This is a genomic window from Sphingopyxis sp. BSNA05, assembly GCF_013265645.1.
Lineage (GTDB): Bacteria > Pseudomonadota > Alphaproteobacteria > Sphingomonadales > Sphingomonadaceae > Parasphingorhabdus.
This window is the reverse complement of sequence record NZ_PYIA01000109.1, coordinates 45,579-59,570: the sequence shown is the minus strand read 5'-3', so window position 1 is coordinate 59,570 and position 13,992 is coordinate 45,579. Positions and strand designations below refer to the sequence as shown.

Sequence of the window (13,992 nt, the reverse complement as noted above, 5' to 3'; positions counted from 1 at the left end):
TTCAATTCAAATAGTCGCTAGTGGAACGGGATAGGGAATAGGGAAGGCGGGGCGTGGCCGGTCAAGGCAAGACAAGGGAAAGTTCGGACCGCAAGATCATGCGCGCGGCCAGGATATTGGCAGCGGCGGAAAAAATCTTGCGGGAAGGCGACGGAGAGCTTGAAATGGGTCAGGTGGCCGAGCAGGCCGGTGTGTCCGTCGGGCTCGCCTATCATTATTTCGGTTCAAAATCCGGTATGCTGGGCGCGATCATCCACGCCTTTTACGATCGCTACAATCATGTGGTGAACCAGTATATTGATCCGGATATCACCTGGCGCGTGCGGGAAAAAGGCGGCTGATGGCCGCTGCAGAATTTCTCTACAATGATCCGATGGCGCCGGTCATCCTCGGGAAAATGGCCCGGACCAACCAGGTCGCGGCGGTGGAAGCGGCCCGCCATGAAGAAATGGTCGAAATGGCGATCCGCAATATCAACTCCGGCATCAGGCGCGGCGACATCGGTTCCCATATCGATCCGACGATAGCCGGCGCAGCGATCACCGGTGCGATACGCAGTGGGATCATCCACGCCATGGGTATGGAGCCGAGGCCGGACCCGGCCAAGCTGACCCACCAGATATGGGGTATGATTGCCGGAGCACTCGATATCGAGCGATAAGCCTCAATGCCGTTCGATCAGGTCCCATTTGTTGCCGAACGGATCGCGAAACACCACCACTTTGCCGTAGCTTTCGACTCGCGGCTCCTCGATTATATCGATGCCGGCCCGCTCCATCAGCGCAAGATCGCCGTCAAAATCATAGGTTTCGAGAAACAGGAATACCCGGCCACCGGCCTGCTCGCCGATGATCTCCTCCTGCGCTTCGTTGGTCGCCTTGGCCAGCAGCAGTCGCGTTTCGGTGCTTCCGGGCGGTGCCACCAGCACCCAGCGCTTGTCCTCGGAAATCTCGGTGTCTTCGATCAGTTCAAAACCCATCAGGCCGACATAGAAAGCGATTGCCTGATCATAATCGGGAACAATCAGGCTGATGGCGGAGATAAACTGGGTCATGAGGATTTCGGTTGTTGAAGGGGGAAAATGGCAGGAGTGCACGGACTCGAACCGTGGGCCCTCGGTTTTGGAGACCGATGCTCTACCAACTGAGCTACACTCCTGCACGGGCCGTATCACCCTTGCGAAACAGCCGGTTCGCGCGCCTTAGCGTCCCGAGACGATTTCGGCAAGCGTGATTGTTCGCTCCTGTGTCGAAATGCAATATGGTTAAATTTCCCCCACCCGCTGTTTACCGAAGCTCGGAAGAGGGGATTTACCCGGGAAGACGAAACAGCTTCTGTCGCGGTTTCTTCAATGACCAGGTGAGCCACCGCCAAAGCCGAAGCCCACGCTTAGGAAGCAGACATGACAGATTCACTGGTTCACAGATCACCGATTCCCGCAGTCAGCCCCCAGCCGGCCATGCCCTATGCCGTCCCATCCGGTGAAGAGTGCAGCGCGCCCCAGCACCGGGTTGCGATTCCGGCCAAGATGCGCTTTTCCTGCTCCAGCAGCTTTGCGGTGGAAGTCACTGCCATGTCGCTCGCCGGCTTTACATGCGACGCCCTGCAGAGCGCGCATCCCGGTACATTATGCTGGCTGACATTGCCGGGGCTCGGCGCGCTCGAGGCCGCGGTCGTCCGCAACGGCAACCAGGGCATTGCCTGCTCTTTCCGGAACAAGCTCAATCCGGCGGTACTGGACCATTATATCGCCAAATATCAGGCCCCATAGCTGGTCCTGACATTTTGTCGGCTTTCCCGGACGGGGTGACTGCTGTTAGGGTCATCATCCCATTCTGCTCCGGAGGAAGAAATGACAGACGCTGCTCCCGTTCCCAACCAGCCCGAACCGCTGAAAGTCATGCGGATTTTCCGGGGCAAGGACGCGCCGAGTCTCGATGAGGCGGGGCATATGACCTATGTCGATGACGATCCGGTCATTCTCGATGGCGCCGCGAAGCTTGGCGAAGCCGGTATCGGCGAGGGGGCGGTGTTGAAATGCCTGTTCAGCGGCTTTGGCTTTTCGCTCCACTATGTCTGGTTCAAGCCCGGCTATCCGCTGCCGCTGCACAGCCATGATAGCGACTGCCTCTATTATCTGATCAGCGGCGACATCCGCATGGGCACCGAGGAGATGGCCGCGGGTGACGGCTTCTTCCTGCCCGCCGGCACGCCTTACACCTATACGATCGGGGATGAAGGCGTCGAACTGCTCGAATTCCGGACGCAGGAGGATTTCGACATCCAATTCAAGGGCAAAACCGAATCCTATTGGGAAAAGATGCTCGAAAAGCTCCGCGCCGAACAGCCGAAATGGAAAGAGGCGCTGCCCCCGGTCAGGGACTATCGCAACGCCTGAACCGGGGCCTGATTCCCCTTATTCTGCGGCTTGCAATTGCGGCGCAAAAATCCGGTTCAGTTCGTCATCATCCGCCTTGGTCAGGCGATCCACCCACTGGTGAAAAGCCTGCCCGCCGCCTTCGTTGCGGCCGAACCAGACCTTGTCGATAAGGCCGGATTGCAGGGCTTCATGCTGCCGTTTCCCGGTTTTATAATCCTCTTCTGCGACCACGACTTCGAGAAAGTCGAACTGCTCGCGCGCACCCTGACGGACGGCGTCATCGGTCGGTTCATGTTCCATCACGTAGAACTGGGTCGTGTAACTTTCGCCGACCTTCTCGCCCGGGAACAGCTGCGAGATCATCGCTCCGCGCCCGCCGCCGCCATAGAAGCTGGCGATCGAGATATGCGGGAAGATCGTCCAGACGCCCTGCAACAGCGCGTCGATCGGCCAGTCTTTTTCATCCATCTCGGTAAGGTCAAGCTGCTCGTCGCTGCCGGTTTCTGGATGAATTTCGATGGGGAGGAAAGGCGTTGATGAGGTCCCCAGGCGAAATAGTTCGCCCGGTTGAAAAAGTCGGAACCGAACGTGTCTTTATGCAGGACCGGCAGGTGATAGAAGTCTAGATAGCCGTCATAGGCGGTCTTCCAGTTCGGCCCCGGAATGGTCCGCTGGTCAAAAAGGTGCCAGCCGTCGAAGCCGAAATGCTCGAGCAGGCTGTCATAGCCGCAGAGATAGGATTCGATATCCAGCGTGCTGTTCGGATCGAGCGTCACCCAGATCAGGCCCGCCCGCTCCAGCGTCGGGAATTTCTGCAGGCAGAAATTCGCCTTGTCGACCGTCCCGAAATCTTTTGGAGAGGCGATCGCGAGCAGGTCGCCATCATTCTTGAAGGTCCAGCCGTGATAGCCGCAAGTGAAGCGCGACGCCTTGCCGCTGCCCTGCGCCACCGGATTACCGCGATGGGTGCAGCTGTTGAGAAAGGCCTGGGCGGTGCCGTCTTTCTGCCGCGTGATCAAAACCGGAATGCCGGCCATTTCCATCGCCTTGTAACAGCCCGGCTCGGGCAGTTCGCAGGATGGCGCCATCATCAACGGCAGCCGCTTGAAGATCAGTTCTTTTTCGCGCTCGAACCGCGCTTCGTCGGTATAGTCGGACGCTGGCACTGCGACCACGTCATCGACCAGTTCCATTGTATCCGCCTTGCCATGCTCGACCAGCGAACGAGTCATTTCCAACAATTGCTGCCGCGACATTTTTCTCTCCTCAGATTCCGGCAGAGATTATCAGATTCGCGCGCGCCGCAAACTATTCTTTATGCGAAGGGGGTGGGCCGGCAATTTCGCCGGATCGGGCTCGTTGCGGGTCCAGATCCAGCTGCCACCGATCAGCGCAGCGGCGATCGGGATGAGGTTCCACGGCAGTTTGACAAACAGCAGGGCGAGCACACAGCTGACCGCGAAAGCCACCGTGGCGGCCCATTTGCCGCGCCGCGTAATCGCCCGCCGCTCGCGCCAGATTTTGATATGATGGCCGAAGACATGATGCTCGACCAGCCAGGCTTCCAGCCGCGGCGAACTGTTGGCGAAGCAGAAAGCGGCGAGAATCATGAACGGCACCGTGGGGAGCAAGGGCAGGATGATGCCGATGCCGCCCAGGCCAAGCGAAGCCAGTCCGGCCACCAGATAGAATTGTCGCTTCATTCGGTGCCGATAGCACGCAATTGCGCAAATATCACGGTATCTGCACTTGCAATATTATCAAGAATGGAACAAGTAACATATACTATTCACGTGGCAGGGTCGGGATAGGGGATAAATAAATGAGCATCGCAGATACCAATTTCATGTCTCATCTTGAAAGCTTTCAAAGTCAATTGAAAGTAGACAAATTTGATAATGCTGAAGATGCTGAAGCCTATGTCCGATTGAAGAAATTTTCTGCATTTCTTGCTGATTGTCATCTTGATCTGCGCAAGGCCGTGGAGAATATCGATAGCCCGGTTACTCCACTGGGCTATCTTCACCTGACATCGAAAACGGAATTCGGGCTGATGGTGCATTGGCTGAACAAATGGGAGACCTCCCCTCCCGCCTGGTTTTCCGAATGGCTGGTGAAGAGCGAGCTGCACCGGATGGCGTTCGATATACTTCGATATTTGACCAGGGATCTCGCCGCAATCGAAATGAGCGAGCAGGAATATCAGCAGCTGATGGCCCAGGCGAAATCCCCGGGACTGGTGGGCGATGACGGCACGATATTCGGACTGGCGCGCTACGAGCAGCTCGACCCGAAATGGATGGTCGCAACGCTCAACTATGTCCTCAACCTCGTGCATCCTGCGGATATTTATCATCCTTTCCCCAATTCGGAACTGAGGCCTATAGCGTTGTCACCGAAAGCGCGGGGGCCGGAGAAGCCGGACAATCCCGAACCCGTTCTGGGAATTATCGGCGATTGGGGCGGCGGCAATTACGCGGAAACGGGCAGGAACAACGCCTCTGTGGCCAGTCCTGCGATGCGGGTCATCGAAGATGTCAAAAAGCAGCCGACCGACTATCTGATCCATCTGGGTGACACCTATTATGCAGGGACAGCGGAATCGCGACTCGGTCCGGACTCTGCGCACGAGGAGCTGGACAATCTTGTCAGCCTATGGCCGGATCAGGGCCAGGGGCGTAATTTCACGCTGAATTCCAACCACGAAATGTACGGCGCCGGCAAAGGCATTTTCGGTACCGCGCTGACCCGGTCGGAATATTTCGCGGCGCAAAACGGGGCGAGCGTTTTTGCGCTGGAATATCCGATCCGGCCGACCGATGGAAAAGAAGGCCAAAGCTGGCTGGTGCTCGGGCTCGATTCGGCTTATTATTCGGACACCAGAAATGGTATCAAAATGTATATGGAAGGCGCGATTGGCACCGACGGCTTTCTCTTCATTGACCGGCACCGCAAGCAAATCGAAATGATCGAGAATGTCTGCGCAGGGCATCAGGGACCGATCATGGTCATGACCCACCACAATCCGTGCGACACGATCACCGCAGAAACCAATATCCTCTATGATCAGGTCTGCAAGGCAATCGGTTCGCCTCCTTCCTTATGGTATTGGGGGCATGTCCATAATGGGATCGTCTATGACCGGATGATCGTCGGCAAGGACACCACTTCTGTTACCAAGAGCCGCTGCTGTGGCCACGGAGCTGTGCCCTTTGGTCCCGCTTGGGGTCTCGAGAATGCGGCGGTGAGGGACAATATCGATTATTACGCCCATTGCCACGATCCGGCATTTGCCGACGATGTCCCGCGTATGAAAAACGGCTATGCACTGGTCACCCTGCATGATGATGGCGGCTTCACCGAATCCTTTTACGAGGTGGGTGATACCGAAAATCCGGCCTATTCACGGCGCTGGACGGCCGCAGAAATCGGTCTTGCCTGATAGATTCAGCCCGTTTCGGCCTGCGCCTCTCCGGCCCGCTTCGCGCCTGCCGGAGGAGCAAAGCGCAACAGGCAATATCCGAGCAGGCCGGAAACCACCGAACCGCTGATCACGCCCAGCTTGACGGTTTCGATCTGCCCGGGATCGTCAAAGGCGAGATTGCCGATGAACAGGCTCATGGTGAAGCCGATGCCGGTCAGGCAGGCGAGACCGTAAAGCTGCAGCCAGGACACGCCGGCGGGCCGTTTCACCAGACCGGTCCGGGTGGCCAGATAGATGCAGCCGAACACGCCAAGCTGTTTTCCGACCACCAGACCGGCGGCAATGCCCAGCGCCAGTGGCGCCATCAGGTCGGATATCTGCAGACCTGCCAGCGATACGCCGGCATTGGCAAAGGCAAATATCGGCAGCACCAGAAAGGCAGTCCAGGGATGCAGGATATGTTCGAGATGTTTCAGTGGCGAGCTGCCGTCCCTGGCGGAGAGGGGGATCGCCAGCGCTGCGATCACCCCGGCGAGCGTAGCGTGGACGCCGGATTTCAGGACGCAGATCCAGAGAAATATACCGACCAATATATAAGGGGCGGTGCGGATCACGCCCAGTCGGTTCATCGCGAACAGCAACACGGTTCCGCCACCGGCCAGCAACAAGGAGACGCTCGAGACGTCGGCGGTGTAGAACAGGGCAATGATGATGATCGCGCCGATGTCGTCGATAATCGCGATCGCGAGCAGCAGCACTTTCAGCGACACCGGTGCATGTTTGCCGAGCAGGGCCAACACACCGAGCGCAAAGGCGATGTCGGTTGCCGCCGGGATCGCCCAGCCGTTGACATTTTCCGCAATATTCCAGTTGAAATAGAGAAATACCAGCGCCGGGAGCGCCATGCCGCCAACCGCGGCGATAGCCGGGAGCGCCGCTTGCTCAATGCTGGAAAGCTGCCCCTCGATCAGCTCGCGCTTCACTTCCAGGCCAACCAGAAAGAAGAAGATCGCCATCAGGCCGTCGTTGATCCAGAGCGACAGCGGTTTGGCGATTTCCAGCGCGCCAAACTGCAAGGCCACCGGAATGTCGAGAAAGGCCAGATAATAAGGATTGAAGGCGCTGTTCATGGCAACCATTGCCGCCACCGCCGCGCAGAACAGGATGATGCCTGCGCTGGTTTCCCGCGCGATAAATTCCTGCAGCGCCGCGTTCATCTTTCCTACCATCAGGCCATCGTCCTCTTTCCAGAATAGCGGTTACAAAAAATCGGGGCGGCCAGCCGTCGAGGGGGAAGCTGCCGCCCCAGTGGGGGGAAGGGTAAGCGTGACTAGGCGGTTTCGCCCTGCTGGCGATATGCGGCGCCCCGTTGGATTTTGCGGATGCGTTCGGCCAGGCTGCGCTGCAACCGTTGCAGCTCGCGGACCTGTTCGCCATGGTCCTTATGATTGGCGATCTGATCGCCCAGCTTGCGATGTTTGCGGATCAGGCTGTTGCTATATTGTTCCACGACTATCCTCTTTCTATCGTGCATCGGCATCGATAGTGTTGATATGATGCAAGGCAGGTGATAAGTACAATCGAATGAAATTGTCTTTATCAATAGACTGTTTCTATAATATGGAGCAGCGTCATGCCGACATTACGCCAGTTTGAATATCTCGTTGCGGTCGCGGACCAGGGCCATTTCGGCAAGGCTGCACAAGCGGCCGGAGCCTCGCAGCCGACGTTGAGCCACCAGCTGCGGACGCTCGAACAAAGACTGGGTGTAACCCTGATCGAGCGGCGCACCCATGGCGCCGAACTCACACCGGTGGGCCGGGAAATTGCCGCGCGTGCGCGGCAGGTTCTGGTCGAGGTCAAGGATATCCGCGATCTGGCCGAACGGGCCAGCGACAGTCTGGCGGGCATATTGCGCTTCGGTGTATCGCCAACCCTGGGCCCCTATCTGATGCCGCCGGTGATTGCGGCGCTCCACCGCAGCCGTCCGGACCTGCGTTTTTACATGCGCGAGGGGATACCCGATCTGCAGGCAATGGAACTGACCAAAGGGTCTATCGACATGCTGCTGGGGCCGTTGCCGATCGAGGGCGAAAATCTGCATATCGAACCGCTGTTTCGCGAACCGTTGCTGCTGGTCGCGCCTCCCGACCATCCGCTGGCCGCGCACGACCATCTGACCCTGTCCGATCTGGCCGGCTCGCCGGTGCTGAGCATGGACCGACGGCATCATCTTCACCGCGACGTGGCCCGGCAGTGTCAGCAGCATGATATGAACCTGCTGCGCGATTATGAAGGCACCAGCCTGGACAGCGTCCGGCAGATGGTTGCATCCGGGCTGGGACTGGCGATATTGCCCGCGCTTTATGTGCGATCCGAACTGCCCCGCGGCGGTGACGTTGCCTTGCTTGATGTCGAGGGCTGGTCGGTGACCCGCAGCATCGGCGCGGCCTGGCGCACCAATGCCGGCTTTGCCAGCGAATATGCGGCGATAGCGGAGAAAATCGCCGAGGAAGCACGCGTTCTGATGACGGCCTGACGGCTGGAAATCTTTATCGCTTTCACTCTGGGCGAATGATGTTCGCCGCGTTATCCCCTGTCCATGACCATTGATCTTGATCTTCTCGTCAAAGCCTATGCATCGGGTATCTTTCCGATGGCGGACGCCCGGGATGATCCGGAAACCTTCTGGGTCGAGCCCAAGGCGCGCGCGATCATCCCGCTCGACAATTTCCGGATGTCGCGCTCGCTGCGCAAAACCATCAGGTCGGACCGGTTTCGCGTTTCGACCGACAGCGCCTTTGCCGACGTGATCGGGATTTGCGCGAGCGAGGCCGCCGATCGCAAGGAGACCTGGATCAATGCCGAGATCGAGGAGGCGTTCAACCGGCTGCACGAACTCGGCCGTGCGCACAGCGTCGAATGCTGGCTGCAAGATGCCGAAACCGGCGAGGAAAAGCTGGTCGGCGGACTTTATGGACTGGCGATTGGCGGGGCCTTTTGCGGCGAAAGCATGTTCTCGCGCGCCAGCGATGCGTCGAAAGTGGCACTGGCCTGGCTGGTGGCCCGGTTGAAGGTCGGCGGATTTCCGCTGCTCGACTGCCAGTTCATGACCGACCATCTGGCATCATTGGGAGCGGTTGAAATCAGCCAGAAAGTCTATCTCGAGATGCTCGCGAAAGTGCGGAATTATGCGCCGTCATCGGTATCGGCGATCAGGTCGCCGATCAGGTCTTCCGGCGGGTTGCTGACCGGCGGTGCGGGCCTGGCCGCTGGCGCGGGAGCCGGCGCAGATCTCGGTGCTGCGGCTGAAGGCGCCGGGGCTTCCGGCACGGTTTCATTCGGCGCGCTCGATATATTATTGGCCAGATTGGACGAGGATGTGCGTGGCGCCGTCGGATTGCCCGAATCCTCGGGCGGATCCTCTTCGCCGGGGAAGCTCATCGCGCAGCTTTTGACCCAGACGTCATAAATCGGGTGCTCGACGACATTCAGCGACGGTGATTCGCGAAACAGCCAGCCGGAGAAAACCCTTTTCCACTGGTCTTCGCCCGACCGGTTGGAGGGGCGGTCGTTGACCAGCAACTGGACAAAGGCGCCTGTTCCGGGGTCAGTTCCCAAGGCGCCGTCCGCTCGCACGCGCGCAGGCGGACGATTGCGCGGCCGATGCGGATCGACTGGCCCGGCCGCAGCTCGAGATCGCGCGTGAGTCCGTTGCGCTTGTTGAGAAAGCCGAGCGTGGCGACGCGTTCCGCCATCGGTGTTCCGATCTGCTCGGTAACCGATGCGACCAGATCACCGTCGGTGGCAGCAACCTCCCCTTTTTCAGCAGCCTGGCCGGTCGCGTTTCATCGACATTGTCGTCGCTGAACCAGCCACAACCCGTCAGCAACAGCATGGCGGCCAGCATCGGAAATGTCACGGAGTGGCGCATCATGCCCGTCATTCCGCTTCGGCGGGGTTCCAGGATTCATAGTCGCCGGTTGCTGCGGCACGGTGGCCGCCTTCTTCCAATGCCCCTGCCGGGCGATAGGCACGCGCGGTGCCGGTCAGGTTCCCGCTCGGTTCTTTTTCCCAGATACGCGCTTGCGGCAAATGGCTTTCGGGGATTTCGTCATAGCTGTGATGCAGCCAGCCATGCCATTCCGGCGGCACGCGGCTTGCGTCATTGGAGCCATTGTAAATGACCCAGCGCTGCCCGGCCGGATGGCCGGTCCCGGGCTTTTTCGCCTGATAATAGATATTGCCAAACACATCTTCGCCGACGCGCTTGCCTTTGCGGGCGCTGAATAGGGCGGTGCCGATCGTTGCGCCGTCCCACCAAGTGAATATTTTCGCCAATATGTTCATGCTGTGCGCTTAGCCCCGCAGCCATGCGCTTCGCAATGAAAAAATGTCAAACAGGACGGATGCAAGCGGGCGTCGGGACGGTCACTACCAGGTGACGGTGTCGCCCGGCCCGATGCCTAGTTCCGCTGCCCGGCCGGCTGCAATTTCGAGCACCGCACCCACCGGCTCGTTGGAGCGGACCGATTCCAGCGAATAGGGAGGCGTATTGGCGGCGATCGATTCGATTGTCCCGTCCCTGCGAACGAAAATGATATCCAGCGGGATCACCGTATTCTTCATCCAGAAGCTCGCGATGCGATCCTGGGGGAAGGGGAATATCATGCCCTTGTCGGGAGCCAGACGGGTGCGGAACATCAGACCCTGGGCCTGCTCGGCGCCGCTTTCTGCCACTTCGACGACGAAATTATGCCGGCCATCCGCGGTCCGGACGCTGAGCGGCACCTGTCGGAGTCCCGCCTCGGATACTGGCAGTTCCGCTTGCGTGCTGGCCGCCGCGCTGTCGCCGGTCCGGGCGTAGCAGCCGGAAATGCCGGCCGTGCCAAGCAGGGCCAGGGAAAGCGCGATCGCTTTTGAAATCTTGATCATTCGGGAGGGTCTCTTTTTCAGTCCGACGGGGGCAGGCAGACTTGCACCGCCATATGTCCGCGGTTTCCGTCTCTTATTCGGGTCAGCAACAATTGGCCCGGAGCAATTTCCGCAATCCCGGCGTCACGCAGGGTTTCCATATGGAGGAATATATCGCCGTCGAAATCGTCGCTCACCAGAAAACCATAGCCTTTGGCCCGATTGAACCATTTTACCTCGGCATTGACGAAGGCGGAATCCTCGTCGACGATGTGCATCGCCTGGCGCGAGCCTGTCGGTGGAGACGTATCTTTCTTGGGTCCGCAATCGGAAAGATCAATGTCGAGAATTCTCGTCGCCTGCAGGCCTTTGGGCGCGACGGCATATTCGCAGGTGACCATCGCCATTTCCGGCAATTCCCGCGTGCCGAGCGATTCCAGCAGGCTCCAGTGGACCAATATGTCGGATTGCGGAGCGGGACCGTCTGTGTCGCTATTTTCCGGAACGATGAAGCCGAAGCCGCGATGGCTGTCGAACCATTTTACGCGGCCGGTGGCGCGCAGCAACTCGCCGCCGGTTGATATATGATCATGCTCGCTGTCACCGGGCGCGCGATTACCCGCAGGGTCAGGTTCCGCAAACAAGCTTGCCACTATGCATCTCCGAACAAAACTAAGCCAAATCAAAAATCTAACACATTCCGACTCGGTCGGCACTATATATCATAATATTATTAGGCTGGCGATTCTTGCCGCCAAAGCGCCCGATCCAATTATTGGGCAAAATCTACTTGCCCAGATATGAACTAGTCTTCCACTGTTATTTCTTCGCCGGGTCGGGCGAAGACAAAGCGGGATGCCAGGTCGAAATCATGGCCTGCCCGCAGAAAAGCCTGCAATTGCTTGCGACATTTGTCCGCGTCCTGCTCGGTTTCGGCATAGCAGCCAATTTTCCGCTTGCGGGCAAATTTGTCCGCCGCGGCCCATTTGTTCGCTTCGCTGATCTGAAAGGCTTCCCGCCCGTCCGTTTCACTGATGCCGGCCTGGTAAAGCGCGTGCGAGACCCGGCGGGTTCCATAGCCGCGCCGGATGAGCGACGCGGCCTTGGTCTGGGCATATAATGCGTCGTCAATATAGCCCTGATCAACGAAACGGGCGATCAGCTGTTCGACTGCCGGCGGCTCGGTATCCAGCCATTCCCTTTCGCGGATTTTCCGGTGCAGATAATCGGCGAGTTTTTGCGGCTCGTTGCATATCGTTCGACATAGCGTATAGCCAGCCGATGCAAGCTCTCCTGATCTAACGTTTTAACGCTGTTTTTCAACGGTTTGACCTTCAACTATGCCCTTTGCCCTTTTTGTGCCACAGTCGGGCCGAAATTTAAACGCCAGAGGTTAGCAATGACATTGGCAGATGCGGCCGAATGGGGGGACAATGACTATTCATTCCCTGTTAGCGCGAACGAGATTGATTTTGGGAAGGCTGGACCTCCCGGAAATGGATATTGAATGACCGAATTGACACCAACCCCGACCCTGGATGAACTTCCGCGCCGCTTCTCCGATTTCGAGACGCTGGGGGAAGCTCTGGACTATGCGGCCAGAGGGGAAAAGGGCTTCAACTTTCACGATGCCCGCGCTTCGCTGGTTCGGGCCTATCCGTTCAGCGAGTTGCGTGACGACGCATTGGCGGCGGCAAAACGCCTGATCGCTGCTGGTATAAAACCGGGCGACCGGGTGGCGCTGATCGCCGATACCGAGCCGCAGTTTTGCGCGCTTTTCTTCGGCGCTGTTTACGCCGGTGCGCTGCCGGTGCCATTGCCATTGCCGACGTCTTTCGGCGGCAAGGAAAGCTATATCGACCAGATCGGCGTGCAGCTGGACAGCTGCGACCCCGCCCTGTTGCTGTTCCCGGACGAGATTGCCGAATTGGCAGGCCCGGCCGGCCAGTCCCGTTCGATCCCGATCTCCGGCTGGGACGCGTTCGCGCAACAGGACGCACCTGAGGTGGAATTGCCGACAGCCAGCAGCAGCGATATCGCCTATTTGCAATATTCCAGCGGTTCGACCCGCTTTCCGCATGGCGTTGCCGTCTCGCACAAGGCGCTGCTGCACAATCTGGGTTCGCACGCCCACGGCATGCTGATCAATGGCACCGATCGCTGTATCTCCTGGTTGCCCTTTTATCATGACATGGGCCTTGTCGGATGCTTCCTGTCGATGGTCGCCAACCAGGTGTCGACCGACTATCTCAAGACCGCCGATTTCGCCCGGCGGCCCCTGTCATGGCTGGACCTGATCACCCGCAATCCCGGCACGTCCTGCAGCTTCTCGCCGACCTTCGGCTACGAGATTTGCGCGCGGCGCATCGGCAGCCAGTCCAATGTGCAGGAGCGGTTCGACCTCTCGCGCTGGCGGCTGGCGGGCAATGGCGCCGACATGATTCGGCCCGACGTGATGCAGCGCTTTACCGATGCGTTTGCGCCCGCGGGATTCGACGCCAAGGCCTTCTTGCCGAGCTACGGCCTCGCCGAAGCGACGCTGGCCGTAACCCTGATGCCATCCGGCGAAGGCATGGAAGTCGAACTGGTTGAAGAGACCGAACTGTCCGGCGAGAAAAGAGCGACGGCAGCCGTCCGAAACGCTATCGCGCGATCGTCAATTGCGGGAAACCGGTTCGCGATACGCAGCTTGAAATCCGTGAGGAAAACGGAGCGGTGCTCGCTGAAAAGGCCGTTGGCAAGGTCTGGATGAAGGGCCCGGCGGTAATGGAATGCTATTATCGCGACCAGGAGGCAACCGATGCCTGTCTGGTCGATGGCTGGCTCGATACCGGCGACATGGGCTATCTGTCGAACGGCTATCTCTACATCGTCGGTCGCGCCAAGGACATGATCATCATCAACGGCAAGAACCACTGGCCACAGGATATCGAGTGGGCGGTGGAACAATTGCCCGGTTTCAAGGCCGGCGATATTGCCGCCTTCGCAATCACGACGCCGGGCGGCGAAGAAACGCCGGCGGTGCTGGTGCAGTGCCGGACATCCGACGAGATCGAACGGTTGCGGCTGCGCGACGAGATTCGGGACAAGGTGAGGGCCATTACCGGTATGAATTGTGTGATCGAGCTCGTGCCGCCCCGGACCTTGCCAAGAACCAGTTCCGGAAAACTGAGCCGTGCGAGGCCCGGAACCTGTATCTCTCCGGTGATATTCAGCCTTATGCGGTGGCCGCCTGAAGCGGGACTGCACAAGCGGTCCGGATAGGGCAGAAAAA

General features: G+C 58.9%; 16 protein-coding genes, 1 tRNA gene and 4 pseudogenes. 8 read left to right on the top strand and 13 right to left on the bottom strand.

Annotation, left to right across the window (positions count from 1 at the left end; translation table 11 throughout):
• The first annotated feature begins 53 nt into the window (after window positions 1-53).
• Both C8024_RS21925 and C8024_RS13790 read left to right on the top strand, forming a co-directional pair.
• Window positions 54-341 carry a TetR/AcrR family transcriptional regulator gene (locus tag C8024_RS21925; protein WP_173206164.1) on the top strand — a complete coding sequence of 96 codons (288 nt, stop codon included), beginning with the start codon at window positions 54-56 and terminating at the stop codon, window positions 339-341.
• On the top strand, window positions 341-661 hold the full coding sequence (locus tag C8024_RS13790) for a hypothetical protein (protein WP_173206161.1): 321 nt from the start codon (window positions 341-343) through the stop codon (window positions 659-661). The genes C8024_RS21925 and C8024_RS13790 overlap by 1 nt, the downstream gene beginning before the upstream one ends.
• A gap of 3 nt (window positions 662-664) precedes the next feature.
• Here C8024_RS13790 and C8024_RS13785 read toward each other — a convergent pair whose 3' ends face one another.
• Together C8024_RS13785 and C8024_RS13780 are read right to left on the bottom strand one after the other, a co-directional pair.
• A complete protein-coding gene (locus C8024_RS13785; protein ID WP_100092801.1) occupies window positions 665-1,054 on the bottom strand; it encodes a VOC family protein in 390 nt (129 codons plus the stop codon).
• A gap of 28 nt (window positions 1,055-1,082) precedes the next feature.
• A tRNA-Trp gene (locus C8024_RS13780) sits at window positions 1,083-1,158 on the bottom strand.
• A 244-nt stretch (window positions 1,159-1,402) separates the two neighbouring features.
• Here C8024_RS13780 and C8024_RS13775 point away from each other — a divergent pair.
• Both C8024_RS13775 and C8024_RS13770 read left to right on the top strand, forming a co-directional pair.
• On the top strand, window positions 1,403-1,771 hold the full coding sequence (locus C8024_RS13775) for a PilZ domain-containing protein (RefSeq protein WP_173206158.1): 369 nt from the start codon (window positions 1,403-1,405) through the stop codon (window positions 1,769-1,771).
• An 81-nt stretch (window positions 1,772-1,852) separates the two neighbouring features.
• A complete protein-coding gene (locus C8024_RS13770) occupies window positions 1,853-2,398 on the top strand; it encodes a cupin domain-containing protein (RefSeq protein WP_173206155.1) in 546 nt (181 codons plus the stop codon).
• Window positions 2,399-2,416: 18 nt separating this feature from the next.
• Here C8024_RS13770 and C8024_RS13765 read toward each other — a convergent pair whose 3' ends face one another.
• The 3 genes and pseudogenes from C8024_RS13765 to C8024_RS13755 all read right to left on the bottom strand — a co-directional run.
• Window positions 2,417-2,848, bottom strand: a complete 432-nt coding sequence (locus tag C8024_RS13765) for an SRPBCC family protein (RefSeq protein ID WP_217272202.1) — start codon at window positions 2,846-2,848, stop codon at window positions 2,417-2,419.
• Window positions 2,740-3,636: an aromatic ring-hydroxylating dioxygenase subunit alpha gene (locus C8024_RS13760; RefSeq protein WP_173206149.1), complete on the bottom strand. Its 897-nt coding sequence runs from the start codon at window positions 3,634-3,636 to the stop codon at window positions 2,740-2,742. The genes C8024_RS13765 and C8024_RS13760 overlap by 109 nt, the downstream gene beginning before the upstream one ends.
• A gap of 99 nt (window positions 3,637-3,735) precedes the next feature.
• Window positions 3,736-4,083 (bottom strand): annotated as a pseudogene (locus C8024_RS13755) (YbaN family protein); the annotation flags it as partial.
• Between the two features lie 119 nt (window positions 4,084-4,202).
• Between C8024_RS13755 and C8024_RS13750 the strand changes: the two are divergent.
• Entirely contained in the window at window positions 4,203-5,822 is a 1,620-nt protein-coding gene (locus C8024_RS13750; RefSeq protein WP_173206142.1) for a hypothetical protein, read from the top strand.
• 5 nt (window positions 5,823-5,827) lie between these two features.
• Here the strand turns inward: C8024_RS13750 and nhaA are convergent, their stop codons facing one another.
• Together nhaA and C8024_RS13740 are read right to left on the bottom strand one after the other, a co-directional pair.
• Window positions 5,828-7,033: a Na+/H+ antiporter NhaA gene (gene nhaA, locus C8024_RS13745; RefSeq protein WP_217272201.1), complete on the bottom strand. Its 1,206-nt coding sequence runs from the start codon at window positions 7,031-7,033 to the stop codon at window positions 5,828-5,830.
• A gap of 101 nt (window positions 7,034-7,134) precedes the next feature.
• Window positions 7,135-7,314, bottom strand: coding sequence for a hypothetical protein (locus C8024_RS13740; RefSeq protein ID WP_173206139.1), 180 nt, complete (start codon window positions 7,312-7,314; stop codon window positions 7,135-7,137).
• Window positions 7,315-7,437: 123 nt separating this feature from the next.
• Between C8024_RS13740 and C8024_RS13735 the strand changes: the two genes are divergently transcribed.
• Window positions 7,438-8,343 carry a hydrogen peroxide-inducible genes activator gene (locus tag C8024_RS13735; RefSeq protein WP_100092793.1) on the top strand — a complete coding sequence of 302 codons (906 nt, stop codon included), beginning with the start codon at window positions 7,438-7,440 and terminating at the stop codon, window positions 8,341-8,343.
• A gap of 63 nt (window positions 8,344-8,406) precedes the next feature.
• A complete protein-coding gene (gene aat / locus C8024_RS13730; RefSeq protein ID WP_173206134.1) occupies window positions 8,407-9,276 on the top strand; it encodes a leucyl/phenylalanyl-tRNA--protein transferase in 870 nt (289 codons plus the stop codon).
• Between the two features lie 35 nt (window positions 9,277-9,311).
• On the opposite strand, the pseudogene C8024_RS23545 reads toward aat, so the two are convergent.
• The 6 genes and pseudogenes from C8024_RS23545 to C8024_RS13705 all read right to left on the bottom strand — a co-directional run.
• Window positions 9,312-9,443, bottom strand: a pseudogene (locus tag C8024_RS23545) (hypothetical protein); the annotation flags it as partial.
• Window positions 9,444-9,472: 29 nt separating this feature from the next.
• Window positions 9,473-9,562 (bottom strand): annotated as a pseudogene (locus C8024_RS23540) (DUF2155 domain-containing protein); the annotation flags it as partial.
• A gap of 184 nt (window positions 9,563-9,746) precedes the next feature.
• Complete coding sequence (locus tag C8024_RS13720) at window positions 9,747-10,154, bottom strand: NADH:ubiquinone oxidoreductase subunit NDUFA12 (protein ID WP_100092791.1); 408 nt, start codon at window positions 10,152-10,154, stop codon at window positions 9,747-9,749.
• Between the two features lie 84 nt (window positions 10,155-10,238).
• The gene (locus C8024_RS13715; protein WP_173206131.1) at window positions 10,239-10,739 is read right to left on the bottom strand and encodes a DUF192 domain-containing protein; all 501 of its coding nucleotides are present in this window, start codon (window positions 10,737-10,739) and stop codon (window positions 10,239-10,241) included.
• A gap of 17 nt (window positions 10,740-10,756) precedes the next feature.
• Window positions 10,757-11,371, bottom strand: a complete 615-nt coding sequence (locus C8024_RS13710) for a cold-shock protein (protein ID WP_123906225.1) — start codon at window positions 11,369-11,371, stop codon at window positions 10,757-10,759.
• Between the two features lie 152 nt (window positions 11,372-11,523).
• A complete protein-coding gene (locus C8024_RS13705) occupies window positions 11,524-11,850 on the bottom strand; it encodes a RecX family transcriptional regulator (RefSeq protein ID WP_367947346.1) in 327 nt (108 codons plus the stop codon).
• Between the two features lie 375 nt (window positions 11,851-12,225).
• Between C8024_RS13705 and C8024_RS13700 the strand changes: the two are divergent.
• Window positions 12,226-13,954: pseudogene (locus C8024_RS13700) on the top strand (fatty acyl-AMP ligase).
• The last annotated feature ends 38 nt before the right edge of the window (window positions 13,955-13,992 follow it).